The organism is Dactylosporangium aurantiacum (assembly GCF_000716715.1).
GTDB classification, from domain to species: Bacteria; Actinomycetota; Actinomycetes; order Mycobacteriales; family Micromonosporaceae; genus Dactylosporangium; species Dactylosporangium aurantiacum.
The window spans coordinates 1-25,612 of sequence record NZ_JNYJ01000024.1 but is presented as its reverse complement, the minus strand read 5'-3'; the positions used below and the strand labels follow the sequence as shown (position 1 = coordinate 25,612).

Genomic DNA, 25,612 nt, shown 5'->3' with positions numbered 1-25,612 from the left:
TCATGCCGGTGCGGCGCCGATGGACTTCGAGAACAGCTCCATCATCGCCTTGCCGAACTGCGGCATGTCGGGCCATCCCCGGCAGGAGACGAGGTTGCCGTCCACGACGTCGGGGGCGTCGATGACGGTCGCGCCCGCGTTCTCCATGTCGCCGGTGATGGGCGGGAAGCAGGCCGTCTTCCGGCCCTTCAGCAGCCCGTACACCGCCGGCACCTGCGCGCCGTGGCACACCAGCGCGATCGGGAGGTTGCGGGCGAAGAAGTGCTCGGTGATGCGCCTGACGTCGGCGTCGACCCGGATCCACTCGGGGGCGCGGCCGCCGGGGATGATGAGGGCGTCGTAGCGCTCGACGTCGACCTCGGACCAGGGCACGTCGACCGGCAGCTTCCGGCCGTTCTTCTCCACGTAGGCGTCGGAGTTGGGGTCGAACTCATGGATGACCAGCTGCACGTCGCGCATCGTCCGTGACGAGACGTCGACGTCCCAGCCGCCCTCCTGCACGCGGTAGTAGGGATACATGGTGTCGAGCTCTTCGGCGGCGTCGCCGGTCAGGAGCAGTGCTCTGGGCACCTGCTTCTCCTCGCGTCTAGGGGCGGGTGATCCTATCCGATCTGATCCGGTGGGAGTCAGCATTCCTCGGGCCTGGCCCGCCCGTCAAGCCTCTACCGCCATCGCGTCGACGTCCTTGATCCCGTCGAACAGGCGGCGGAACCGGTCGCCGGAGCGCAGGATGTGCCGGCGCATGGCATAGGCCGCGGCGTCGGGGTCGCGCGCGGCGACCGCGGCGACGATCGCGTCGTGCTCGGCCATGGCCAGGTGCGTGACCTGGAAGTCGCGGTGCAGCCGGAACAGGTGCACGTGCGTGTGCAGGCGGGCGAGCGCCTCGCGGATGACCTGGTTCTCCGCGCTCAGGGCGATGAGGTCGTGGAACGCGGCGTCGCGCAGCCCGAAGGCGCCGTAGGCCATGGGCCCCTCGCCGCGCTCCAGCTCCGCCATCTCCTCCAGCATCCGTCGCAGGCCGGCCACCTGCTGCGGGGTGGCGCGTTCGGCGGATCTGCGGGCCGCCGCCGGCTCCAGCAGCAGGCGGATCTCGAGCATGTCCTCGAACCGTTGCCGGGTGATTTGCGGGGGAATGCGGTAGCCGGCATGGGGTACCCGCACGACCAGGCCCTCGGCCTCCATGCGGTTCAGGGCGTCCCGGATCGGCGTCTGCGAGACCCCCAACTCGCGTGCCAGGACGTCGATCGTGACGCGGGAGCCAGGCTCGATCCGTAGCGACATCAGCTGTCCGAGCAGCGTGTCGTACACCTCGTCGGCGAGCCGGCCGCGAGATCTTCCCGGCGGCGGCCCGCCGGTCGTGGCGCCGTTGCCCCACCCGGGCGTCGCTTCGTCGTCCATCGTGACGTGAGGTCCCCTTCTTGCGTCTGCGCGAACCTGTTGACATCGATCGCAGCGCTGCTGCATGCTGACGCCCACTTGAATCGTATAGGAAACGCGGTGGATGCGAGCCATCCTGCACCATCGCGGGACCGCCCGCCAGCGTTCAACTTCGATCACCTGAAGCTCCCACGAGCATGCTCGACGTCCCGCCCGGTTCGCCACCGGCGGCAGGGGCCGAACGACATTTCGACTCGCGGCACACCCGTGACACCGGTCCGCGCGACGGCCGTCGCGCAGACCGGCGCCAGGCCTGAACACCCCCAGCACCTGCACGGCGAAGCACGCAGCAACGCTCCCGAAGTCCCCTCCCAGAAAGCAGGCAGAGGATGCGGTACCCACAGCGAACAGGACGACTGTCCTTTCCCGGCCGGAAGGCGCAGCTCGCCGCCGCGGCCTTATTGCTGGCCACGACCATAACGGCGTGCGGCGGCGACGACGGCGACGGCGCGAAGTCGGGCGCACCGAAGGCGCCGGCGAGCATCCCGGCGCTCACCCAGGACCCGCTGACCCTCAGCTTCATCTGGTTCGAGTGGCCCCCCGCCCATGCGCTGGAGGAGTTCGCGAACGCGGAGTACAAGAAGGAACGGCCGAACGTCACCATCAAGGTCAACACCGTACCGAACGCGAACTGGCACGACGCGATGTTCACCCAGTTCGCCGCGCGCAAGACCGACTTCGACATCGCGATCCTGGACTCGCAACACATCGGTGAGGCCGTGACGAACGGCAACATCCTCGACATCACCGACTTCGTCAAGAAGAACATCGACGTCACCGCCTACAACCCGTACCTGCTGGCGGCCTACGGCCAGTTCCCCCAGGCGGAGACCGGCAAGCGCGACGAGAACGCCAGCCTGTACGGGCTGCCGCTGCTCGGCGACACGTGGACGATGATCTACCGCAAGGACCTCATCGGCGAGAAGCCGCCGCAGACCTGGGACGAGATGATCTCGGTCGCGCAGAAGTGCCAGACGGACAACCCCGGCGTCAGCGGGCTGGCGTTCCACCAGGCCAACGGCTCCGACGCGGCGGCCGTCACCTACAACACCGTCAACGGCGTGTACGGCGGCAACCTCTGGAACGCCAAGGACCGCAAGATCGACGGCGTCCTCAACGACCAGGCCGGGCAGGAGGCGATGGACGTCCTGGTCAACAAGATGAAGCCGTTGACCGCCAAGGGTTCCGGGAACTGGTTCATCGACGAGGTGAACGCCTCGGTCGCCCAGGGCAAGGCGTGCATCGCGTTCCAGTGGATCGCCGCGAGCGGTGGCCTGCTCGACCCGAAGCAGTCGACGCTCGGCACCACGCGGGAGCAGATCCTCACCAAGCTGGGCTTCGCCACCCTGCCGACGCAGAAGACGAACCTGGTGCCGCTCGGCGGCATGGGGATGCACATCTCGGCCTACTCCGCCAAGCAGAACCAGGCGGAGGCGCTGAACTTCATGAAGTGGTTCGAGCAGGCCGACATCCAGAAGAAGTGGGCCGCGGCCGGTGGCGTGCCGGCGCGCACGGACGCGCTGCAGTCGCCGGAGTTCCTCAACGCCTCGCCGTTCAACCAGGTGTACGCGGACTCGGTGCCGCGGATGCGGGACATGTGGAACGTGCCCGAGTACGCGCGCCTCGTCGACATCGAGAACACCAACGTGAACGCGGCGCTCAACGGCGCGAAGCAGCCGAAGGACGCGCTCAACGACATCGCCAAGGAACAGCAGAAGGTGCTCGACTCCAGTAACCGCAAGGGCGGCGGCGGGCTGTGAGTGACCCGGTCCCGCTGAAGACCGATGACCCCGGGCAGGTGGCGTCCGCGACGCCGCCTGCGCGGGGCCGGTCCCGCCGCCTGAGTGACCGCGGGCTCGCCGTGGTCTTCACTTCCCCCGCGTTGCTGCTGCTGCTCGCGATGTCGGTGTTCCCGTTGCTGTGGACGTTGTACCTGTCCTTCACCGACTACTCGGCCACCCGCGGGGGGCCCGCCGAGTTCGTCGGGTTCGGCAACTACACCGCCATCCTGACGTCGCCGCAGGTGCACCAGCGGACCCTGACGACGCTGATCTTCGTGGTCGGTGCGGTGATCCTGCAGACCGTGCTCGGTTTCACCATCGCCTACCTGATCTCCCGGCGTACGCGCGGGCGGGGCCTGCTGACCACGCTGTTCCTGGTGCCGATGATGCTGTCGCCGGTCGTGGTCGGGCTGTTCTGGCGGTTCATGCTCGACGCGCAGTTCGGCGTGGTCAACAGCATGCTCGGCTCGCTCGGCCTGGGGCAGGTGGAGTGGCTCACCCGGCAGCGGACGGCACTGCTGTCCCTGATCGTCGTCGACACCTGGCAGTGGACGCCGTTCATCATGCTCATCGCGCTCGCCGGCCTCACCGCGGTCCCGAAGTACCTGTACGAGGCCGCCTCGATCGACCGGGCGTCCGAGTGGTTCCGGTTCCGGACCATCACGCTGCCGCTGGTGTGGCCGCTGCTGCTCATCGCCGTGCTGTTCCGGGCCATCGAGGCCTTCCGGCAGTTCGACCTCGTCTACATCCTCACCAGCGGAGGTCCGGGGGTGTCGACCGAGACGTTGTCGTTCCACGTCTACAAGGTCGCGTTCCTGGGCTTCAACACCGGAACCGCGTCGGCGTACGGGATCCTCATGGTCATCGTCGTCATCATCCTTACGCAGTTCTACCTGCGCTACTTGAACAAGCTCAAGGAGGACTGATGGCCATCTCCGTGGATGAGGCCGTGTCCACCGGACCCGTGCGGGACCACAAGCCACCCACGCGCCGCTTCGGCGGCCGGGGCCGCGCCGTCCTGGAGGTCGCACTGCTGGCCGTGCTGGCCGTCGTCATGCTCTTCCCGGTGCTGTGGATGATCGAGACGTCCATCAAACAGAACCGGGACGTCTATGCCGTGCCGGCCAAGTTCTTCGACTTCGCCGTCACCATCGACCACTTCAAGGACGTGTTCGTCTCCTCCGGCACCGGCCGCTCGGGCCTGTCGGTCTCCTTCCTCAACTCCGTCGTGGTCGCCGGCGTCTCCACGGTGCTGGCCACCGTGCTGGGGGTCCCGGCGGCCTGGGCCTACTCGCGCTTCGCCCTGAAGGCCAAGAAGGACCAGCTGTTCTTCATCCTGTCGACCCGCTTCATGCCGCCCGTGGTGGTCGTGATCCCGATCTTCCTCATGTACCGCCAGGTCGGGCTCATCGACACCCAGCTCGGCCTCATCCTCATCTACACCGCGTTCAACGTCCCGTTCACGATCTGGATGATGAAGGGGTTCGTCGACGAGGTGCCCGCGGAGTACGAGGACGCCGCCATGCTCGACGGCTACACCCGCCTGCAGGCGTTCCGCAAGTTCACCCTGCCGCTGCTCGTGCCCGGCATCGCCGCGACGGCGGTCTTCGCCCTCATCTTCTCCTGGAACGAGTTCGTGTTCGCCATCTTCCTCACCTCCAGCGACGACGTGCGCACGGCCCCGCCCGCCATCGCCGGCCTCATCGGTGGCACCACCGTGGACTGGGGTCTCGTGGCCGCCGCCTCCGTGGTGTTCGCCCTGCCGGTGCTCGTCTTCGCCTACCTGGTGCGCAAGCACCTCATCGCCGGCGTGACGCTCGGGGCGGTGCGACGCTGATGGCGGGCATCGAGGTGACCGCGCTGCACAAGCGCTACCCGGACGGGACGGTCGCGGTCGAGCACGTGGACCTGTCCATCGGCGACGGCGAGCTGTTCGTGATGCTCGGCCCCTCCGGTTGCGGCAAGACGACCACGCTGCGGGCCATCGCCGGCCTGGAGCGGCAGACGTCGGGCGACATCCGCATCGGCGACACGCTCGTCAACGACCTGCCGCCCGCCGAACGCGACATCGCCATGGTGTTCCAGTTCTACGCGCTCTACCCGCACCTGCGGACCCGCGACAACCTGGCGTTCCCGCTGCGGGCCGAGGGACTGCCCGAGCGGGAGGTGCGCGCGCGGGTCGAGGAGGCCGCCCGGCTGATGCGGCTCGGTCCGCTCATGGACCGGCGACCGCGCCGGCTGTCCGGCGGGGAGCAGCAGCGCGTCGCGCTCGCTCGCGCCCTGGTACGGCGGCCGCGCGCGTTCCTCATGGATGAACCGCTCACCAACCTGGACGCCGAGCTGAGGGCGGACATGCGCACGGAGATCAAGCACCTGCAGGGGCAGCTGGGCACGACGATGGTCTACGTCACCCACGACCAGGTCGAGGCGATGTCGCTCGGGCACCGCATCGCCATCCTCAACAAGGGCCGCGTCGAGCAGATCGGCACGCCGTTGGAGGTCTACGACCGCCCGGCGAGCCTGTTCTGCGCCGCGTTCATCGGCTCCCCGCCGATGAACCTCATCGAGGTCGAGGTGGCCGACGGGAAGCTGCGCAGCCAGGGCGGACTGGACCTCACACCACCGCCGGGCCTGCCGCGCGACCGCCGCCTCGTCGCGGGCGTCCGCCCGGAGGCGCTGGAAGTCACCGCACCGGGGGCGGAACATTCCGTCCCGGCCCGGGTGGTCGCGGCGGAAGGGCTGGGCGACGAGATCATCTACGTGGTCGACCACGGCGGGCAGCGCGACGTACGTGTCCGGATGCCACCGACGATCCGGTTCGCCGTCGACGCGCCGGTCGGGCTGCGGCACTCCGGCGCGACCCCGACGGTCTACGACGTGAGCACGGAAGAGCTGGTGGCGTGATGGGAACCGTGGCAGCGCACGGGCTGCGCAAGTCCTTCGGCGAGGTCCAGGCCCTGGACGGGGTGACGCTGGACGTGCCGGACGGCGCGTTCTTCGTCGTGCTCGGACCGTCCGGGGCGGGCAAGACGACGACCCTGCGGGCGATCGCCGGCCTGGAGAAGCTCGACGCCGGGTCGGTGCACCTGGACGGCCGGGACGCCACCGGTGACGAACCGGCCGCACGCGACCTGGCCATGGTCTTCCAGAGCTACGCCCTGTACCCGCGGCGCACGGTGTTCGAGAACATCGCCTCGCCGCTGCGGGCGCGCCGCAGCTCCGCGAGCGAGATCGCGGCCGCCGTCGAGCAGGTGTCGAAGCTGCTGCACATCGAACGGCTGCTGCAGCGAAAGCCCGCGCAGCTGTCCGGCGGCGAGATGCAGCGGGTCGCCCTGGCCCGGGCACTGGTCCGCCGCCCGCGGGCGTTCCTCATGGACGAGCCGCTGACGAACCTCGACCTCAAGCTCCGCGTCGAGATGCGCACCGAGCTCACCCGCATCCACCGCAGCCTCGGGGCGACCTTCGTCTACGTGACCAACGACCAGGTCGAGGCCCTGTCCATGGCCGACCAGGTCGCGGTGCTCAAGGAGGGCACGGTGCAACAGGTCGGCACGCCGACCGAGGTGTACGAGCGGCCGGCCAACCAGTGGGTCGCGGGTTTCGTCGGCAGCCCGCGGATCAGCCTGCTCGCCTGCCACGCCGAGGGTGACCGTCTGGTCGGGGAGGCAGGCTGGACGCTGCCGCGGCCCCGCTGGACCACGGCCGAGGACGGCCGCCGGCTGCTGCTGGGCGTGCGCGCCGAGGACCTGTCCGTCGAGCAGCGCGGGGACGCGTCGCTGGAGGGTGAGCTCTACGGCCTCGAGCCGCTCGGCGACCGCACGGTGGTCGACGTCCAGGTGGGGACGGAGATGCTGAAGGTCAAGGCCCGGCCCACCGTCACCGGTACGCCGGGCGAGCGGGTGCGCGTCACGGTCGACCTGGACCGGGCGCACCTGTTCGACGCGGACACCGGGCTGGCGCTGTCGGAGGCCGGGAGGTAACCGCGCAGCGCGGCGACATCAACGCACCACCGCCCGTGGCGATCGCGGCCCGGCGGACCGTCACCGGTGCGCACGACCTGACCACGAGGTCGCGCGCCCGTTCCTCACCGCGCGCGGCGCGACCTGCTGGGTTCACGCTGCGCATCACCACGAACGTCACAGGAGGCGGCGGCAATGAGTGACCCGATGAACGTGCTGGCCCCCGAGCACCGGCGGCTCCGGATCGGCGACGCCTGGCGCGACGCCGCCGGCGGAGCCACCTTCGCCGTCGAGGACCCGGCCACCGGCAAGACCATCGCCGAGGTGGCCGACGCCGGCGTCGCCGACGGGCTGGCCGCCCTGGACGCGGCAACCGCGGCGATGGCGCAGTGGGCGGCGACCCCGCCACGGAAACGGTCGGAGCTGTTGACCGCGACATACCGGGCACTGATCGACCGGTCCGAGGAGGTCGCCCGGCTCATCACGCTCGAGATGGGCAAGACCCTCGCCGAGGCCCGCGGGGAGGTGGCCTACGGCGCGGAGTTCTTCCGCTGGTTCGCCGAGGAGGCGGTGCGCGTCGAGGGCCGCTACAACACCGCTCCGGCCGGTGGGTACCGCATCCTCACCGTGCCGAAGCCGGTCGGACCGTGCGTCTTCGTGACGCCGTGGAACTTCCCGCTGGCCATGGGCGCCCGCAAGATCGCTCCCGCGCTGGCGGCGGGCTGCACGACGATCACCAAGCCGGCGGCGCAGACGCCACTGACCATGCTGTTGCTGGCCCGCATCATGGAGGAGGTCGGCGTCCCCCCGGGCGTCGTCAACGTGGTGACCACCAGGCGCGCCGGTGAGGTGGTCTCAGCGCTGCTCGCCGACCGCCGCACCCGCAAGCTGTCGTTCACCGGGTCGACCGAGGTCGGGCGCGTACTGCTGCGACAGGCGGCGGACAACGTGCTGCGCACCTCCATGGAACTCGGCGGGAACGCGGCCCTGATCGTGTGCGCCGACGCGGACCTGGACGTCGCGGTCGACGGTGCCATGGTGGCCAAGATGCGCAACATCGGGGAGTCCTGCATCGCGGCCAACCGGATCTACGTCGAGGAGCCCGTCCGCGAGGAGTTCACGGCGCGCTTCGCCGCGCGGATGGCCGCGCTGTCGGTGGGCCACGGCCTCGACGACGGCGTGGACGTCGGCGCGCTGATCGACGAGCCCTCCGTCGCCAAGATCCACGAGCTGGTCGCCGACGCGGTCGACCGCGGCGCCCGCGTCCTGGTCGGCGGCGAACGCCCGGACGGGCCGGGCCACTTCTACCCGCCCACGGTCCTCGTCGACGTGCCCGACGACGCGCGGATGCTGGAGGCGGAGATCTTCGGCCCGGTAGCACCGATCATGTCGTTCACGTCCGACGACGAGGTGATCGCGAAGGCCAACGACACCGAGTACGGCCTGGTCGGCTACGTCTTCACCCGCGACCTCCAGCGCGCGCTGCGGTTCAGCGAAGGGCTGCAGACGGGGATGCTCGGCATCAACCGAGGCCTGATCTCGGACCCGTCAGCCCCGTTCGGCGGCGTGAAGCAGTCCGGAATCGGCAAGGAGGGCTCGCACGAGGGCATCCGCGAGTACCTCGACGTCACCTACGCGGCGATCGACCTGCCGTGACCGGCTCGCCGTCCGCCCAGCACATCGCCGCCGACGTGGCAGAGAGGCACTGACATGCTTGAGACCGTCCGCGGACCACGCCAGCTGATCGTGGGCGAAGGGGTCGCGCAGAACATCCCACGAGTGGTCGCCGAGTGCGGCTCGCGAGTCCTCATCGTGACCGACCGGGTCCTGGTGGGGCAGCCGGCCGTGGCCGGGATCGTGGCCGCCGTACGGGAGAAGGTCAAGGTCGTCGCGGTGTTCGCCGACGCGACCCCGGACGTCCCGGTCGCGGATGTCGCCCTGGCCGTCTCGGTCGCCGAGGAGGTGGACGCCGACGTGATCCTCGCCATCGGGGGTGGCACGGTGATCGACCTCGCCAAGATCGTCGGCGTCATCCGGCGCCACGGTGGGACGCCACGCGACTACTACGGCGAGTCGAAGGTGCCGGGGCCGACGTTTCCTCTCGTCGCGGTGCCGACGACGTCAGGCACCGGCTCCGAGCTCACGCCGGTCTCGGTGCTGACCGACCCGGACCGCGCGCTGAAGGTCGGCGTCTCCAGCGTCCACATCGTGCCCGACTTCGCCATCGTGGACCCGGAGCTCACCTACAGCTGCCCCGCGACCGTCACCGCCCACTCCGGCATCGACGCGTTCTGTCACGCGGTGGAGAGCTACACCGCGCGACCCCGGCCCCACGGACCGCGCGACCCGGTGGAGCAGGTCTTCCTCGGCCGCAACCCGGTCACCGACCACTACGCGCTGCTGGCCGCGGAGCGCATCGCCCGCAGCCTGCGCCGTGCCGTCAGCGACGGCGGCGACACGGAGGCACGCGCGGACATGTCCTACGGGTCGATGCTCGCCGGGCTCGCGTTCTCCCACGCCGGCAACGCGGCCCCGCACGCGTTCCAGTACCTCGTCGGCGCCGCCACCCACACGCCGCACGGCCTGGGCGTCGGGCTGCTGCTGCCCTACGCGCTGGACGCGGTCAGGGACACCATCGGCGACCGGTTGACCACCCTCGCCAGGGTGTGCGGGCTCGACGTGGCCGGCGCCTCCGACGCCGAGGGCGCGGACATGTTCCTCACCTGGCTCGACGGGCTCCTCGCCGACATCGGCATCCCGGCCACCCTGGCGGACATCGGCGTGGCCCGCGCCGACCTCCCGCGCTTCGCGGAAGTGGCGGGGGGCATCACCCGCCTGATGCAGAACCATCCTGGTCCGACCGACACCGCCAGCCTGACCGCGATCCTCGAAGCGGCCTGGACCGGGGACCGCAACCGGCACGCCGTGACGCCGAGCAGCAGGGCGTGACGACCACCCGAGGCGAACCCGCCGGGCGGTTGGACGAACGTCCGGGGGTCGCCGACCCTCAGGGACGGAAGGGGAGCCAGAGCTCGACCTCCGTCCCGATCCCCGGGCGGCTCTTGACGGCCGTCGTCCCGCCGAGATCCTGTATCCGGCCAAGGACCGACTGCCGCACCCCGAGCCGCCCGGCCCGCGCCGCCTCCTCCAGCTGGCCCGCCGGGAACCCCACCCCGTCGTGGCGGACGACAGCCGCCCGGCCGCCTTGACCGGTGCCGTCATGATCGTCGTCATGCCTTCGTACCCGTTCCGCCCGCAGCACATCTACCCACGGCACGTGCTGTGTGTCCTCGGCACCGGCCTCGACCTCGACACCGTCGGCGAGGTGGTGCGCGCGGCCCATGCCGGTGCCACCTTCGACCCCGCGGACGCCAGGACCGCGCCCGACCCGCGCATGCCGGTCGCGTTCCAGGTGTCACTGGCCAACGCCACGTTCACCGACGCCGACGTGGCGGCCGTGGCGGCGCACGACACCGTCGCCTACGTGCTGTCGCCGCCGATCCACTCGGTGTCCGCCTGGACGATCTCGGGCCAGATGCTGGCGCTGACGGCGGCCCTGCTGCGCGCCGGCGCGACCGCCGTGAAGAACGAGAGCAGCGGCCTCACCCACGGCCGCGAGCGCTGGCTGGCGATCGCCGACCGGGCCGCCACCGCGCCGACCGAGGACGACCACGTCGTCAGCCTGTACGACGCCTGGGTCAAGCGCCCGATCAGCGACGACGACGGGGTCCTGTTCAGCTGCGGCATGCACCTGCTCGGCGCGCCCGAGGTCGAGATCGTCGATGGTACCCTCGACGACGTGCCGACCATCGACGCGTTCGCCGGCTACCTGCTGCTGGAGGACCCGGTCCTGCACGACGGCGAGGGCTTCCGGGTGGCGGTCGACGCGCCCCGCTGGACGGTCGAGCACCGCCCGTGCGACCGGTACGAGGAGGACTCCTTCTTCTACAACCCGTTCGGCGCGTGGCGGCTGACCCGCGACGGGTAGCCCGCTTCTGGTGGAATGACACGATGACCGATGCCTTGGCCACCGGTGGCGACGAACTGCGGGCGGCGTGCGTCGCGGCGATGCGCCGGCACCGGCTGGTCGAGCTGTTCGCCGACCGCAGTTACGGCTGCCCGGCCGCGGTGCCGGTGGCGTGGGCGCGGCGCGGCGACTGGGACCGCGCCGAGTTCCTCGCCGCGCACATCGGGGCCGCGGCCCAGGCGTACGCCGGCCTCGCCGAGGTCGCGGCGGCCCGCGGCGACGCCCGCCGGTTCCACCGCATGCTGGAGGCGGCCCGGGACCCGGCGCGGCAGCATCCGTTCGAGTGGTTCACCGCCCGTGACCTCGCGGTCCTCGGGCGGGCCGCCGCCACCCTCGGCCGGGTCGGCCTCGCCCGCGACCTGTTGCAGGAGGCGGAGTCGGCACTGCGACGCCGCGCCGACGGCCGCGACACCGACCGGCGGGCCGAGGCGCTGGCGAAGGTCGCGCAGGCGTACGCCGCGATCGGTGACCGCCACCGCGCCGGCGTGCTCGTCGCCGACGCCGAGCGGCAGGTCGACGGGCTGCGCAGCGGCGAGATGCGGGCGTACTTCCTGTCGCTGATCGCGTTCGCGTCGGCCGAGGTCCGGGGCGCCGACGCGGCGGCGCGGTCGTTCCCGGACGCGCGCGACCCGGCGTACACCGCCCGCGTCTTCGCGGCGTTCGCCCGCGCGGCGGGCCCCGGCGCCGGCCGCCTGCTGGACGAGGCCGCCGGGCGGCTGCCGGCGCGGCACGGTGCCGCGGTCCTCCACGGCGCGGACGAGCTGCGGCTGCGGGAGGTCCTGCTGTCGCTGACCGAGCTGGCCGTCGCGGCCGCCCGCATCGGCGAGCCCGTGCGGGCCCGCCGGTATCTCGACCGCGCCTCGGCGGCGGTGCCGCTGCTCGGGTACGCCGACAGCCGCCACCGCCTGCACGCCCGCCTCGCCACCGGGTACGAGCTGCTCGGCGACCGGTCCGCCGCGGCCGGACTGGTCGCCGGCATCACGGACCCCGACGCCCGGCTGGCGGCGCTGACCCGCATGGCGGGCGCCGTCGCGGAGGCCGGCGACCACGAGCGGGCCGGGGCGCTGTTCGACCAGGCGTGTGTACTGGCACTGGGCATCGAGCGGCCGCGGCGGCAGCAGGACGAGCCGCGGCTGGACCTCGTCGTCGCCCTCGCCGAGTCGGGGCGGCCCGAGGCGGCGGAGCGGGTGCTGCTCGCGATGAGCCGGCGCCGGCTGCCGTTCTGGGAGCTGCTGGCGCTGACCGAGGCGGTCGCGGAGACCGGCCGCCTCGATCTGGCGCCGCAGCTGCTGGCGCTGGCCGCCGGGGACCGGGACCTGCGCGCCCGCATGCGGCCCACCCTCGCCGAGGCCGCCGGGCGGCTGTCCCTTGTGGACGCCGCCTGGCTGTCCGATGTGGACGCCCCCGGTGACCGGGCCCGGGTCCTGTGCGGCGCCGCGGTCGGCGCGGCCAGGGACGGTCGCTTCGACGCCGCGCTGGCGCTGCTGACCCGGGCCGGCGAAGCACCGCCGCCGACGGGGCCGCAGGATCCGGCGACCCGGATCGCGGTGCTGGCGCTGCAAGCGGGCAGCCCGCTGGTGGCCGGCTTCTGCGACCTGGCCCGGCGGCCGGCGCCGCTGGCCGACGCGGTCCGCGGTGACCTCGACGCCGCCGCGGCGCAGGCCGCGGCCGGCGCCCCGCCGGTCGCCGACGCCGTCACCGCGCTCGCCACCGTCGCCGCCGCCCGGGGCCGCGCCGACCTCGTGCGGTTCCTGCTCGACGCCGGCACCCGCGCCGCTCTCGGCTGGCCGGGCGCCGCCCCGTACGCGACCAGCGGCGAACTGTCCAAGCTCGCCGTCGCCGCCGCCGACCTGGGCGAGCCCGACCGCGCGGACGCGCTGCTGGAGCGCCTCACGGCCGCGCACCCGGACCACCGGGTGCCGGCCCTCGCCGCGCGGGCCCAGGCGTATGCCCGCGCCGGCGAGACCGCCCGCGCCCGTGCGGTGCTGGACGAGTCCTACGCCAGCCTGTGGTCCCGGGAGGGCGGCGCGGGTGCGGACCGTGCGGTCGCCGCCTGCGTGCGCGCCGGCGCGGCCGTGGACCAGCAACGCTGCCGCGCCGAGCTGGCCCGCGCGCTGGCGACCCGGCCGGAGACACCACGGTTCCTCGCCGTGGTGCCGCTGGCGGATCCGGCCCTCACGGACCTGGTGGTGGCACTGTTCGCCGGCGAGGACCCGCCGGCGACCCAACCGGCCCCGGGCCGGGCCTGACGACGGGCGGTGGGCGGTCAGCGCCGGGCCGCGCTCAGGTGGGTCAGCACGGCCAGGACGCGCCGGTGGCCGTCGGAGCTGTCGGGGAGGTCCAGCTTGCCGAAGACGTGCCGGACGTGGGCCTCGACGGTCCGCTCGCTGAGGTACAGGCGTTTCGCGATGCCGGTGTTCGTGAGCCCTTCGGCCATCAGTTGCAGGACGGTGCGTTCGCGGTCGGTCAGCGCGGCGAGCGGGTCGTCGGCGGCGCGGCCGGACAGCAGGGTGGCGACCAGGTGAGGGTCGAGCGCCGAGCCGCCACGGGCGACGCGTTCGGCGGCGGACAGGAAGTCGCCGACGTCCAGGACCCGGTCCTTGAGCAGGTAGCCGAAGCCGGCCAGGGTGATGAGGTCGACGGTGTGCGTCGTCTCGACGTGCTGGGAGAGCACGAGGACGCCGAGGTCCGGACGCAGCCGCTTGAGCTCGCGGGCCGCCCGGGCGCCCTCGTCGGTGTAGGTCGGTGGCATCCGGATGTCCACGACCACGAGGTCCGGCTCGGCGGTGGCCACCGCGGCCGGCAGGGTGTCCGCGGCGCCCAGGGACGCCACGACGTCGTGGCCGCCGTCGGCGAAGAGCCGCCCCAGCCCGGCGCGCAGCAGGACCTGGTCCTCGGCGATCACGACCCGCATGGCAGCTCCGCGGTCAGTGTCGTGCCGGCGCCGGGCCGGCTGTCGATGCGCAGGACACCGCCCAGCGCGGTGACCCGGTCGGCCAGGCCGCTGAGACCGGAGCCGTGGACCGGGACGGCGCCGCCGATGCCGTCGTCGGCGACGGTGACGATCAGCCGGCCGTCGTCGCGGTGGGCGCGCAGCGAGATGCTCGTGGCCCGCGCGTGCTTGACGGCGTTGGTTAGCCCTTCGCAGCCGATGAAGTAGGCGGCCCCTTCGATCCCGCGGTCGTACCGCTCCGGCGGTGCGCTGACCTCGACCGGGACGGGGGCGCGGCGGGCCAGGTCCAGGAACGCCGGGGCGAGACCGGCGTCGAGCTGGGCCGGGGGCAGGCCGCGCGCCAGCTCGCGCAGCTCGTCGATGGTCATCCGCACCTGCACCACCGCCTCGTCGAGGGTCACGCTCGCCTGGTCGACGGCGGCGGCGGCCAGCTGGTGCTGCGCGTGCCGCAGCGCGAGGCCGATGGTGACGAGACGCTGCTGGGCGCCGTCGTGCAGGTCGCGTTCCAGCCGCCGCCGCTCCTCGGTGACGGCGTTGACGATCCGGGTGCGCGAGGCGTGCACCTCGGCCAGCTGCCGGCGCAGCTCGACGTCGAGCCGGGCGATCTCGATCGCCAGCCCGCCGGACTCGATCAGGCTGCGCAGCAGCATCGGGTCCGCCGCGGTGGCGGCCGGCTCGACCCGGCCGACGGGGCGGCCGGCGCGTTCGACGTCGATCCGGCCGCCCGGCCCGCCGCCGGCGTCGGTCGCGGGTACGCCGTCCAGGTCGACGTACACCTGGCTCTCCGGCAGGAACAGCAGCAGCCGCAGCCGCGGGTCGCCGGTCAGCTCGCGCAGGACCCCCTGCACCTGCTCGGGTGCGGCCCGGCCCGCGCGCAACGCCTCGAGGAAGTCGGTCATCCGCCGGGCCGCCTGGTAGCGGGCGCGGTGGAACCGCCGGTTCACCATGTCCTGCACCCGGTCACGCAGCGGACGGAACGCGACCGCCACGACGAGCGTGGCCGCGGCGGTGACCCAGCCGGAGCCCCGGCCCAGCGTCGTGCCGAGGGTCAGGGTGGTGAGCGCGTACCCGGCGGCGAGGACCGCGGTGACGGTGGCGTACACGACGGTCCGGTCGACGATGACGTCGATGTCGTACAGGCGGTAGCGCAGGATCGCCAGGCAGGCGACCAGCGGCAGCAGGGTGAGCGAGACCGCCGCCGCGATCTGGGCGGCGGCCGGGGTGACGTACCAGAACACGAAGCTGAGCGGCAGCACCAGCCCGGCCGCCGCGGCCGCGACCGCGAACCACTTCAACTGCTGGCGCCGCTCGCCCGCCGACCGGCGGTACCGGACCACGAGCGAGCCCGCGGACGCCACCAGCGCGCCGATGAACAGCGTCATGCCCACCGCCACCAGCGCACCGGTCGGCACCGCTTCGACCGCCACGGGGTTGCGGCCGGACGCGAAGTCCCGGCCGCGGTCGGGGCTCATCACCCAGCCGGGCCCGGCCAGCAGCAGCCCGGCCGCGCCGACCCAGGGCACCGCCCGCCACCGCGGGCCCGGCAGCCGCCCGTCCGGGAACAGCAGGAACGTGAGCATCCAGCCGTACCCGCTCGGCAGCCAGCTCGCCGCGGTGATCCCCTCGCCGACCGCAGCCCCCGGCCAGCCCTCGGCGGTCGCGCGCATCCCCCAGCCCTGGGCCAGGTCCGAGGCGAGCGCGTTGAGCAGGGCGAAGCCGCAGAACAGCCAGCCGATCGGGTTGCCCGGGTGCCGGGCCGCGACGAGCGCGCCGGCGCCCGCGGTCACCAGGGCGTAGACGGCGTACATGACCGTGTCGAACGGCGGCTCCAGACCCCACGACAGCAGCACCGCCGCCAGCTCGGCCGCGGCCGTCAGGCCGAACAGCCAGGCCGGCAGGTGAGCCACGCGAACCCTTCGCACCGCCTCAGTGTGACGGCGCCGCGGGGCCCGGCCAACAGTGCTGGCACGCATCCGGGCCGCGCGGTCGCGCCATCGCACGTGCGGTACTGGCGCCGAAGACGACCCGGGCCACCGGTTCCTAGCGTGAATCCGGGATCAACCACCAGCGCGGATCCGCCATCTCGAAAGGCAGGTACATCATGAGCCAGACCACCACCGTGCGGCAGCTCGGCCTCCTCGGCGCCGTCGGCGGCGCCCTCACCGCGATCTCCGGCATCGTCGTGCAAGGCGTCGTCCAACCGGCCACCGACGTCCCGGACGACATGTGGAGCTATCCGTGGTCCAGCGACGCCCTCGTGCCGGTGTCGATCGTGTACGCGGTCTTCCACGCGCTCGTCTTCGCCGGAGTGCTCGGGTTCGCCCGCAGCGGCGCCGCCGGTGAGGGGCGTGCCGCCCGCATCGGCACGGTGCTGGCACTGACCGGCACCGCCGTGCTGTTCGCGGCCGAACTGCTCTCCATCCCGGTCGCCGACCAGCGGCTCGACGCCACCGGCCCCAGCCTCGTCGGCGCCACCTTCGGGGTCGGCACCGCCCTGTCCGCCGCCGGGTTCGTCGTGGCGGGCATCGCCGCGGTGCGGGCCGCACGGTGGAGCGGCTGGCGCCGCTTCGTCGCCCTCGCCACCGGCGTCTGGCTCGCCGCCATGATCGTCCTGGTCGCCACCCCTGCCCTCGCCGTCGCGGTCGGCCTGTACGGCGTGCTGCTCACCGCCCTCGGTGTCGCGGTCCGCACCCAGCCGGCCCCGTCGGCGCCGCTGCACCGCGGCCAGGCGGTGCAGATCTGACCCTTCCGTCCGCGTCGGCACCGCCGGGCCCCGTCCGTCGCAGGAGCGACCGGGCGGTCGGGCAGGGGCGGTGACCTGGTCCGGCTGGTCCGCTCGGGGGGCCGCGGGTAAGGTACCCGGCAGGCGTGCCGGGAAGTCTGGTCGGCGATCGGTGTCCGTTTCGACGTCAGGCTCAGCTCATGCATCCTCGCGCACGTGTCGTTCCCCAGCTGGTGGCGCAGGTCGCGCCGGGGAAGGGGCGGGAGCGGTACATCGACGCGTGGCGGGCGGCCGCCGTCGTGCGGGTCGTGGTCTACCACGGCACGGGGCTCGGCTGGTTGACCGTCGTGTTCCCGGCGATGGGGCTCATGTTCGCCCTCGCCGGGTCGCTGACCGCACAGTCGCTGGACCGGTCGCCGGATCGGGTGGTGCGCGGCAGGCTGCGCCGGCTGTTGCCGCCGCTGTGGGCGTACGCGCTCATCATGCTCCCGCTGAACCTCGCCCACGGGTGGGGGCCGTTCCTGGACGAGCCCCGGGAGCGGATCGACCTGCTGTGGTGGGTGCTGCCGGTCAAGTGGCCGCCGCCGGGGGCCGCCGAGTGGGGCTGGATGACCACGGCCGTGTTGTGGTACCTGGTGGCGTACCTGTGGCTGGTGGTGCTGTCGCCGGTGACGCTGCGGGTGTTCCGCGCGTGGCCGGTGCCGGTGCTGGCCGTGGCGCTGCTGCTGCCGGTGACGCTGCACTACCAGCTGTTCACGATCGCCGGGTCGTTCGAGTCGCTCACCAGGGACCTGTCCATCTACCTCGGGTGTTGGCTCATCGGGTACGCGCACCGCGACGGCCTCCTGCACCGCATACCCGCGCGGGTGTTCGCGGTGCTCGTCACCGGGTGCGCCGCGGCCGGTGCGGTGTGGCTGCTGTGGCACGGTGCCGCCCGCGGCGACTTCGACCTCAACCACCATCCGGTCGCCAACGGCTGGTGGTCGGCGGCGTTCGTCGCCGTGGTGCTGCGCGGCGACCAGCCGATGGCCTGGATCCGGCCGGGTGGCCGGCTCGACCGGTGGATCGCGCTGGTCAACGCCCGAGCGGTCACCATCTACCTGTGGCACTTCCCGTTCCTGGGGATCGCGCCGCTGGTGTACGCGGCGGCGGGCGACGCCACCTGGTCATCGCGGACCGTCACCACGCTGATCGTGGTCGCCGGGACCGTCGTGGCGACCCTCGCGTTCGGCTGGGTCGAGGACCTCGCCGCGCGCCGCCCGCCCCGGCTGGTGCCGGCGGTGCGGTCCGGGCCCGGCGCGGTGACGGCGGGTGACCCGAACGGGCGTGGCCTGCTGGCCGGCTTCCTCGGCTCGGCGGTCGCCCTGTCGGCCGTGACCGTGTGGTGGGCGGGCAACGTCACCACGCAGCGCGAGGAGCGCCAGCCGACGTACGAGGAGATCCAGTACGTCACCGACCTGCCGTACACGGCGGTCCGCAACGGCCTGGGTCCGGTCGAGCGGGACCGTACCAACGGCGGCGAGGACCCCGACGACGGTGCGCCGATCGTGCTGGCCGGCGTCGCCTTCGAGCGCGGCCTCGGCGTCCACACGCCGAGCACGGTCCGCCTGTACCCGCCGGCCTGTGAGCGCTTCGGCGTCACGGTCGGGGTCGATCCGGTCCACGGCGACGGTGCCGCCGAGTTCGCGGTCGTGGTCGACGGCGTCGTGGTGGTGGCCACCGACCCCGTGCCGGCCGGTGAGACCCGTGAGCTGATGGTGGAGCTCGGCGACGTCAGGCACGTCGACCTGGTGGTCGAGGACCGGTCCGGGCCGTTGGCCGCGGTTTGGGCCGACGCCAGGTTCATCTGCACCGAGTGAGGTTCGGGCGGCCGAGGGGCAGCGCGTTCCCGCCGGGTTGTCCTATAGTCCTACTGTCGTAGGACAACAGAGGAGGGCCGTGGGCGGTGATTGAGTTCGTGCTGGACGGCCGGTCGAAGGTGAACACCTACATGCAGCTGGTCCAGCAGGTGAAGCAGGCGCTGCGGGTCGGGTTGCTGGTGCCGGGGGACCGGTTGCCGAAGGTCCGGGACGTCGCGCAGTCGCTGGCGATCAACCCGAACACGGTCCTCAAGGCCTACCGCGAGCTGGAGATCGAAGGGCTCGCCGAGGGGCGGCCCGGGGTCGGCACGTTCGTCACCCGGACCCTCGCCGGCGAGTCGCTGGCCAACCAGGCCGACCTGCGTGCCGAGCTGCTCGGGTGGCTGCGCCGGGCGCAGGCGGCCGGGCTGAGCGACGAGGACGTGACCGCCCTGGTCGAGACGACGATCCGTGCCGCGCGACAGGCCGACCTCCTGCAGGAGGAGCTGGCATGAGAGGACTCGAGATGGAGCACGTGCTGGAGGCCGACGGCCTCGGCAAGCGGTACGGGGCGCGATGGGCCCTGCGAGACTGCACCCTGCGGCTGCCGGCCGGCCGGATCGCCGCCCTCGTCGGGCCCAACGGCTCCGGCAAGACCACGCTGCTGCACCTGGCGGTCGGCCTGCAACGCCCTGACGCGGGTGCGGTGCGGGTGTTCGGCGAGACGCCGTACGAGAACACGGCCGCCCTCGCCGAGATCGGGTTCGTCGCGCAGGACACACCGCTGTACCGCGACTTCACCGCCGACGACCTCGTCATCATGGGCGGCAAGGTGAACCGGCGGTGGGACGCCACCCTCGCCCGGACCCGGCTCGCCCAGGCCGGAATCCCGCCGCGGACACCCGTCGGCAAGCTCTCCGGTGGGCAGCGCGCCCAGGTCGCGCTCGCCCTGGCCCTCGCCAAGCGGCCCCGGCTGCTGCTGCTCGACGAGCCGGTGGCGAGCCTCGACCCCCTCGCGCGGCGGGAGTTCCTGCAGTCGCTGATGGGCGGGGTCGCCGAGTCGGGCACGACCGTGCTGCTGTCCTCGCACATCCTGGCCGACCTCGAACGCTCCTGCGACTACCTGGTGGTGCTGCAGGCCGGCCGGGTGCACCTGACCGGCGCGGTCGACGACATCGTGGCCGCGCACCGGCAGCTCGTCGGCCCGCGCCACGACGGCGGGCCGGTCGGCGGGGTCGCGGCGGTGGTCCGTGCCCGCCACACCGACCGGCAGTCGACGCTGGTCGCGCGGGTCGACGGCCCGGTCAGCGACCCGGCGTGGACGGTGCACGAGCTGAGTCTGGAAGACCTCATCCTAGCGTACCTCGACAGCGGCGACGCCCGGGCCAACCACGAGGCGTGGGGAGTGCCGGCATGATGTGGCTGACCTGGCGGCAGCACCGCAAGCAGGCCCTGTACACCGTGCTCGGGCTCGCGGCGCTGGCCGCGTTCATCGTGCCGACGGGCCTGGCGATGCACCGCGACTTCGACCGGCTCGTGGTTCGGGGCTGCCCGGCCAGCGCCGTCGACACGCCCTGCGACGGCTTCCACGAGTTCGCCACCAGGTACGACTCGTACATCTACGTGTGTGTCCTGCTGCTGGTCGTGCCGCTGCTGTTCGGGCTGTTCTGGGGCGCGCCGCTGGTCGCCCGCGAGCTCGAGCAGGGCACCCACCGCATGATCTGGACCCAGGGCGTGAGCCGCCGCCACTGGGCGCTGGCGAAGGTCGGCCTGCTCGGCGGCGCGGTGACGGTCCTGGCGGTCGTCTACGGGCTGGGCATCTCCTGGTGGTACGAGCCGCTCGCGTACACCGAGAGCCGCTTCCAGCAGATCTTCTTCGACGTGCAGGGCGTGGCCCCGGTCGGCTACAGCCTGTTCGCGGTCGCACTGGGCATCGCCGCCGGTGTGCTGTCGTCGAAGGTGGTGCCGGCGATGGGGCTCACCCTGTCGGCGTTCATCGCGGCCCGGATCGTGGTGGCGTTGTTCGTACGGCCGCGGCTGGCCACCCCGGTCACCAACGACTTCCCGGTCGTGTCCGACGCGGCCGCCAACCTCGGCCAGATGAGCCTCGGCAGCTGGGTGCTGAGCTCGGACGTGCGCCGGCCCGACGGCACGATCGTCACCTCCGGCGCGATCATCTGCGCGCCCGACGACGCCGCCGAGTGCCTCGGCGGGTTCAGCGCCGAGCTGCGCAACCATCAGGTGTACCAGCCGGGGGAGCGGTTCTGGTGGTTCCAGTGGGCCGAGACGGGTATCTTCGTCGCGCTCGCCGTGCTGCTGGTGTGGCTGGCGGTACGGCGGATCCGCCGCATCGCCTGAGTCGGGCCGGGCGGTGGCCGTACCGGCGGAAAAATCTTGAAAAACGTCGGGGCGGTGCTGTCGGATCGGGGCGGCGGCGTTCGTTGCACGGGTGAGCGGCCGCTCGACGGGGGCGGCCGGCGACGCGGGAGATGATGAACGGATGCAGTACCTGTTGTCGGTGATCTTCGACCAGCCCGGCCTCGCCACGGAGGAGGAGGCCGCGGCGATCGACGTGTTCAACGAGCAGCTGCAGGCCGACGGGCAGTGGGTGTTCGCGGGCGGGCTGACCGCGCCGGACACCGCGACCGTCGTGGACGGCAGAGGCGGCGGGGAGGCGCTGTTCACCGACGGGCCGTTCGTGGAGTCGAAGGAGTTCCTCGCCGGCTTCTGGATCATCGAGGTGCCCGACCTGGACGTGGCGCTGAAGCTGGCCGCGGCCGGGTCGAAGGCGTGCAACCGCAAGGTCGAGGTCCGACCCTTCCACAGCGAGTGACCGTGACCGACGTGCATGCGGTGATCACCCGGGTCCACCGTGAGGAGTGGGCGCGGGTGGTCGCGTCGCTGACCCGGCGCTTCGGTGACCTCGACGTCGCCGAGGAGGCCGCGGCCGAGGCGTTCGCGACCGCCGTGCAGCGCTGGCCCGGCGACGGCGTGCCGCCGAACCCGGGCGCGTGGGTGACCACGACGGCGAACCGGCACGCCATCGACCGGCTCCGCCGGGAGCTGAAGCGCGACGACAAGCAGAAGCAGGCGCAGATGCTGCACGACGACGAGCCACCCGAACCGACGGGCCCCATCGACGACGAACGGCTCCGGTTGATCTTCACCTGCTGCCACCCGGCGCTGGCGATGGAGACCCGGGTGGCGTTGACGCTCCGGATGCTCGGCGGCCTGACCGTGCCCGAGATCGCCCGCGCGTTCCTGGTGCAGGAGACCGCGATGGGGCAGCGGATCACCCGCGCCAAGGCGAAGATCAAGGCGGCGCGGATCCCGTACCGGATGCCGTCCGCCGACGACCTGCCCGCCCGGGTCTCCGGCGTGCTCGCCGTGCTGTTCCTCGTGTTCAACGAGGGGTACCTGGCCACCGGCCCCGACACCGACCCGGTCCGGCACGACCTGACCACCGAGGCGATCCGGCTCACCCGCCTGCTGCGCGCCCTGCTCCCGCACGACGGCGAGGTCGCCGGCCTGCTGGCGCTGATGCTGCTCACCGAGGCGCGCCGCGCCGCCCGGGTCTCCGCCGGTGGCGAGCTGGTCACCCTCGACGAACAGGACCGCGGCGCCTGGGACGGTTCCCTGATCGCCGAAGGGCACCGCCTGGTCCGGGAGCGGCTGCGCAGCGGCGAGCCGCCCGGCCGGTACCAGATCCTCGCCGCGATCAACGCCGTGCACACCTCCGCGCGCGACATCCGCGACACCGACTGGTCGCAGGTGGTCGCCCTGTACGACCAGCTGACCCACCTCGACCCGTCGCCGATCGTGGCGTTGAACCGGGCGATCGCCGTCGCCGAGCTCGACGGCCCGGAGGTGGCGCTCGCGGCGGTCGACCGGCTCGGCGACCGGCTGAACGGGTACCACGCGTTCCACGCGACCCGCGCCGATCTGCTGCGCCGGCTCGGGCGGAGTCAGGAGTCGCGGATGGCGTACGACGCGGCGATCTCGGCGGCGGGGAACACGGCCGAGATCGCGTACCTGACCCGCCGCCGCGACCAGCTGGCGGAGCGCTGACCGGCCGGGGGAGTCGCGTCGACGCACAGTCGCCGGGTGGCCGCACATTCGAACCGGAGGGTCGTTGCGGGCACCCGGAGCCTCCCGTACGCATGACGGAGAACACCGTCGAACGTGGAGGAGCGGCATGCCTTCGGTGGGGTATCCCGTGAAGTCCCGCGTGAGCTCGGCGATGGGGTCTGAGCCGTCCAGCCCGCCCTCTGCGGAGACCCAGGCGCCGCCCCAGAGCAGGCCACCGGCGACGAGCGCCGCCTCGACCGCACTGTTGCGGCTGTACAGCCCGGCCGGCGGCGATCACCTCTACACCACGTCGGTGGCCGAGCGGGACAACGCGGTCGCCAAGTACGGGTACGTGGACGAGGGCGTCGCCTGCCATGTCTACCTGTGACGGCACCGCCGATACCGCCGGGCGCCGGCCGCACGGCCCGGTGCCCGGCGGGCTGGTCCTGGGTTACGCCACCGGTCAGTAGTCGCAGATCGGCACGCGGGTGTCGCGGAACGGCGGGGACGACACACCCGTGTTCACGTACCAGTCGGTGACGTAGCCCTCGCCGGAGCCGTGCGCGCTGGTCGCCGGGAAGAGGATGTAGTCCCAGTAGTAGTCGTTCTGCGGTCCGACGCCGTCTCCCGCGTGCTGGCAGACGAGCCTGATCGACAGGTTGTTCTCGAGGCTCGCGACGATCGTGGTGCAGCCGTAGCCCGGATACGCCGCCTTCGTCGGGTGGTAGCAGTCGCGCACGTTCAGACCGGACGTCAATGTCGTGACGGTGACGTTGGCGAAGGCCGGGCTGCCGCCGACCAGTGTGGTCGCGGCCGCGGCGACGGCGACCGTGGCAGCGGCGATGACACGGCGTCTTCTGATGGTCATGGAACACGCTCCTTGAACGGTGGGCCCCGCCGGTTGAGGCTCCAGCGATGCATCGACCGTCCTGGTGAAGGCCGCGGACGATCTCGCCGCTGGTGTGGACCTGCAGGACGTTGATGGGAAGGTTCGACGGGAAGGTCGGCGTCTTACCGAGCGAGACCCCCACGTCGATCCGCCCCGTGCGGGCCGCCCCGCTGACGGCGTAGTTCGTGGAGAAGAGCTGCTGCTCCGCCCATCCCTCGGGCGGGGTGATCCGCGCGACGGACGGTCACGTCGGCGCGGGCGGGCGCGGCCGCGAACGACAGGATCGCCAGAACGGCGCCTTCGACCGGTCCGAAACGGTGAACGGCGTTGTCGACGCACGTTCGCCGGCTCGGTGCGTGGGGCATCAGGCCGCCGACGACGCGGCGTGGATCAACGAGGCGAGCGTCGTCACGTTGGGAACGGTCTCGATGGGCTCGGCGGTCCACGCGCGCCGGCGATCCTTGGCCTTGATCCTGACGTAGCCGGACTTGAGCTCCAGCTTGTCGATGCCGGCCCAGGCCAGCGTCTTGGTCCTGCCGAACAGCTTCGGCACCGACAGCCCGTCGGGCCCGGCGGCGATGCGCCCGAACTGGACCGTCTTCCCGGCGCGCAGCGAGGCCTGCGCCCGGGGAAATTGGATCATGGCGATACGCCGGTCGGCCACATCACGGAAGTCCTCCACGATGTGCCGTTCCGAACCGCCGCTGCGGCCCTTGACCCGGTAACTGCGGCCGTCCGACAACGTGAGCCAGCACGTGGTGTCGGTGTAGAGATAGCCGCCGTTGACGTACTTCGCGACGGCCTGATGGATGAACGTCTCCACGGTGTCGAAGCGGAACGCGAACGGCTCAGGATCATTCGCGAAACCGATCACCGCGCCCTGCTCGTGCACACCGATGACGAGGAACTTCCCCCGGATCGAATCGATGACGGAGGTGGACTGCATCATCCGCAGTACCGCGCCCAACCCATGCTCATCAGCGGCCAGCCGGAACGGCGCCGGCGCTTCGATGTTGTCCTGACGCGACATTTGTCTCCCCCGATTCGATGTGACGACAGCAGAGGATTATGGCCCGGGCGGCCGAGTGCTCGCTGACCCAACCCGGCAGGCATGCAGGTGGGCCGCCGGAAGCCGGCGCGGCGTGCGGTCCCACTGCTCGCGCGGTCCGCCCTCACCGATGCCCTGAAGCCGTGTCGTCGTCGACGCATCGGCGGCCGCGTCTCGGGCAACAGCACTGCACCGCACAAGCCCGGAACCGGGCCCGGACACACTCCAGTTCACACTGGTTGCCGCTGGCCGTGCGCGCCGGCTCGTCCGTGACCGTTACGCTCCGTGGTCCGGCAAGCCTGAAGCAGCCTTCGATCCATGAGCGCTCATGCCGATGAGCGGATGCCGCTCTGTCGTGGTGGCAGTGGCGGGCCGGTTCACGTCATAAGCTGGATGCGCGGCGCATCGCGGCTGTGTGCGAGAGGCTGCTCGCACTGTTTGCAGGTCAGCGCCTGCGGCCGGCGCACGTTACTCTGCACACAGAATCGACCCGATTCGTTCGAATGAGGGCATAGGTAGCCGACGTACAAGCGAATCCACGGACGTTGCGTCAATGCGGAGGACGGACGGTTGCGCTTGGCGTCATGGAACGGAGCCCACCAGTAGTCCACCACCACATGCAAGACGGATCGTTCTCGCTCGGAAGTTTCGTCGAACGCCGAGACTCTGGTCGGCGCGGGATGCGGACCGGCGCTGCTGCTCCCGGAACAGATCCCTTGTTCGGCGCCGTATGTGAGCGTGGTGGTGCGGTCCGTGCGGTTGCAGACGAAGCAGTCGATGCTGAACTCGAAGTGAACCGCCCCGGGTTTGGTAGCGGCTAAACGGGTTGGGGGCCTGCCTCGGTGAGGCGGGCTTGGTGCAGTGTCTCAAACGCGGCTGGTGGCAGGTCC

At 72.1% G+C, this 25,612-nt stretch carries 23 protein-coding genes; 17 read left to right on the top strand and 6 right to left on the bottom strand.

Annotated elements, in window-relative coordinates; genetic code table 11:
- Positions 1-570 (bottom strand): DJ-1/PfpI family protein, encoded by a 570-nt coding sequence (locus OP18_RS26105; protein ID WP_033361690.1) that lies wholly within the window; start codon positions 568-570, stop codon positions 1-3.
- Between the two features lie 84 nt (positions 571-654).
- Entirely contained in the window at positions 655-1,398 is a 744-nt protein-coding gene (locus OP18_RS26100; RefSeq protein WP_033361689.1) for a GntR family transcriptional regulator, read from the bottom strand.
- A gap of 368 nt (positions 1,399-1,766) precedes the next feature.
- On the opposite strand from OP18_RS26100, the gene OP18_RS26095 reads away from it, so the two are divergent.
- The 9 genes from OP18_RS26095 to OP18_RS26055 all read left to right on the top strand — a co-directional run bounded on the left by OP18_RS26095 (position 1,767) and on the right by OP18_RS26055 (position 13,453).
- Entirely contained in the window at positions 1,767-3,197 is a 1,431-nt protein-coding gene (locus OP18_RS26095) for an extracellular solute-binding protein (RefSeq protein ID WP_033361688.1), read from the top strand.
- Between the two features lie 101 nt (positions 3,198-3,298).
- Positions 3,299-4,144, top strand: a complete 846-nt coding sequence (locus tag OP18_RS26090; RefSeq protein ID WP_245635526.1) for a carbohydrate ABC transporter permease — start codon at positions 3,299-3,301, stop codon at positions 4,142-4,144.
- Complete coding sequence (locus OP18_RS26085) at positions 4,144-5,055, top strand: carbohydrate ABC transporter permease (protein WP_033361687.1); 912 nt, start codon at positions 4,144-4,146, stop codon at positions 5,053-5,055. The genes OP18_RS26090 and OP18_RS26085 overlap by 1 nt, the downstream gene beginning before the upstream one ends.
- On the top strand, positions 5,055-6,122 hold the full coding sequence (locus tag OP18_RS26080; RefSeq protein WP_033361686.1) for an ABC transporter ATP-binding protein: 1,068 nt from the start codon (positions 5,055-5,057) through the stop codon (positions 6,120-6,122). The genes OP18_RS26085 and OP18_RS26080 overlap by 1 nt, the downstream gene beginning before the upstream one ends.
- Positions 6,122-7,198 carry an ABC transporter ATP-binding protein gene (locus OP18_RS26075; RefSeq protein ID WP_033361685.1) on the top strand — a complete coding sequence of 359 codons (1,077 nt, stop codon included), beginning with the start codon at positions 6,122-6,124 and terminating at the stop codon, positions 7,196-7,198. Before OP18_RS26080 ends, OP18_RS26075 begins: the two co-directional genes overlap by 1 nt.
- Positions 7,199-7,372: 174 nt before the next feature.
- Positions 7,373-8,833, top strand: a complete 1,461-nt coding sequence (locus tag OP18_RS26070; protein WP_033361684.1) for an NAD-dependent succinate-semialdehyde dehydrogenase — start codon at positions 7,373-7,375, stop codon at positions 8,831-8,833.
- Between the two features lie 54 nt (positions 8,834-8,887).
- Positions 8,888-10,126 (top strand): iron-containing alcohol dehydrogenase, encoded by a 1,239-nt coding sequence (locus OP18_RS26065; protein WP_033361683.1) that lies wholly within the window; start codon positions 8,888-8,890, stop codon positions 10,124-10,126.
- Positions 10,127-10,409: 283 nt separating this feature from the next.
- A complete protein-coding gene (locus OP18_RS26060; protein ID WP_156089790.1) occupies positions 10,410-11,165 on the top strand; it encodes a hypothetical protein in 756 nt (251 codons plus the stop codon).
- A gap of 23 nt (positions 11,166-11,188) precedes the next feature.
- Complete coding sequence (locus tag OP18_RS26055) at positions 11,189-13,453, top strand: hypothetical protein (RefSeq protein WP_033361681.1); 2,265 nt, start codon at positions 11,189-11,191, stop codon at positions 13,451-13,453.
- A gap of 17 nt (positions 13,454-13,470) precedes the next feature.
- On the opposite strand, the gene OP18_RS26050 is transcribed toward OP18_RS26055, so the two are convergent.
- Together OP18_RS26050 and OP18_RS53035 are read right to left on the bottom strand one after the other, a co-directional pair.
- Positions 13,471-14,118 (bottom strand): response regulator transcription factor, encoded by a 648-nt coding sequence (locus OP18_RS26050; protein WP_033361680.1) that lies wholly within the window; start codon positions 14,116-14,118, stop codon positions 13,471-13,473.
- Positions 14,106-16,079: a sensor histidine kinase gene (locus tag OP18_RS53035; protein ID WP_156089789.1), complete on the bottom strand. Its 1,974-nt coding sequence runs from the start codon at positions 16,077-16,079 to the stop codon at positions 14,106-14,108. Before OP18_RS53035 ends, OP18_RS26050 begins: the two co-directional genes overlap by 13 nt.
- A 179-nt stretch (positions 16,080-16,258) precedes the next feature.
- Here OP18_RS53035 and OP18_RS26040 point away from each other — a divergent pair, with 179 nt between their 5' ends.
- The 8 genes from OP18_RS26040 (at position 16,259) to OP18_RS57560 (ending at position 23,173) form a co-directional block, all read left to right on the top strand.
- On the top strand, positions 16,259-16,900 hold the full coding sequence (locus OP18_RS26040) for a hypothetical protein (RefSeq protein ID WP_033361679.1): 642 nt from the start codon (positions 16,259-16,261) through the stop codon (positions 16,898-16,900).
- 179 nt (positions 16,901-17,079) lie between these two features.
- Positions 17,080-18,738: an NPCBM/NEW2 domain-containing protein gene (locus tag OP18_RS53030; protein ID WP_081971125.1), complete on the top strand. Its 1,659-nt coding sequence runs from the start codon at positions 17,080-17,082 to the stop codon at positions 18,736-18,738.
- A gap of 86 nt (positions 18,739-18,824) precedes the next feature.
- Complete coding sequence (locus OP18_RS26030; RefSeq protein ID WP_033361678.1) at positions 18,825-19,232, top strand: GntR family transcriptional regulator; 408 nt, start codon at positions 18,825-18,827, stop codon at positions 19,230-19,232.
- A gap of 11 nt (positions 19,233-19,243) precedes the next feature.
- Positions 19,244-20,134 (top strand): ABC transporter ATP-binding protein, encoded by an 891-nt coding sequence (locus OP18_RS26025; protein ID WP_033361677.1) that lies wholly within the window; start codon positions 19,244-19,246, stop codon positions 20,132-20,134.
- Positions 20,131-21,075, top strand: a complete 945-nt coding sequence (locus tag OP18_RS57565; RefSeq protein ID WP_033361676.1) for an ABC transporter permease — start codon at positions 20,131-20,133, stop codon at positions 21,073-21,075. Before OP18_RS26025 ends, OP18_RS57565 begins: the two co-directional genes overlap by 4 nt.
- 142 nt (positions 21,076-21,217) lie before the next feature.
- Positions 21,218-21,550 (top strand): YciI family protein, encoded by a 333-nt coding sequence (locus OP18_RS26015; protein ID WP_033361675.1) that lies wholly within the window; start codon positions 21,218-21,220, stop codon positions 21,548-21,550.
- Positions 21,551-21,552: 2 nt separating this feature from the next.
- The gene (locus OP18_RS26010; RefSeq protein WP_033361799.1) at positions 21,553-22,785 is read left to right on the top strand and encodes an RNA polymerase sigma factor; all 1,233 of its coding nucleotides are present in this window, start codon (positions 21,553-21,555) and stop codon (positions 22,783-22,785) included.
- 160 nt (positions 22,786-22,945) lie between these two features.
- Positions 22,946-23,173: a hypothetical protein gene (locus tag OP18_RS57560; RefSeq protein WP_156089788.1), complete on the top strand. Its 228-nt coding sequence runs from the start codon at positions 22,946-22,948 to the stop codon at positions 23,171-23,173.
- A 75-nt stretch (positions 23,174-23,248) separates the two neighbouring features.
- Here OP18_RS57560 and OP18_RS26005 read toward each other — a convergent pair whose 3' ends face one another.
- Both OP18_RS26005 and OP18_RS26000 read right to left on the bottom strand, forming a co-directional pair.
- Positions 23,249-23,653: a hypothetical protein gene (locus tag OP18_RS26005; protein WP_033361674.1), complete on the bottom strand. Its 405-nt coding sequence runs from the start codon at positions 23,651-23,653 to the stop codon at positions 23,249-23,251.
- A gap of 385 nt (positions 23,654-24,038) precedes the next feature.
- The gene (locus OP18_RS26000) at positions 24,039-24,704 is read right to left on the bottom strand and encodes a DUF6585 family protein (protein WP_156089787.1); all 666 of its coding nucleotides are present in this window, start codon (positions 24,702-24,704) and stop codon (positions 24,039-24,041) included.
- Positions 24,705-25,612: the final 908 nt, after the last annotated feature.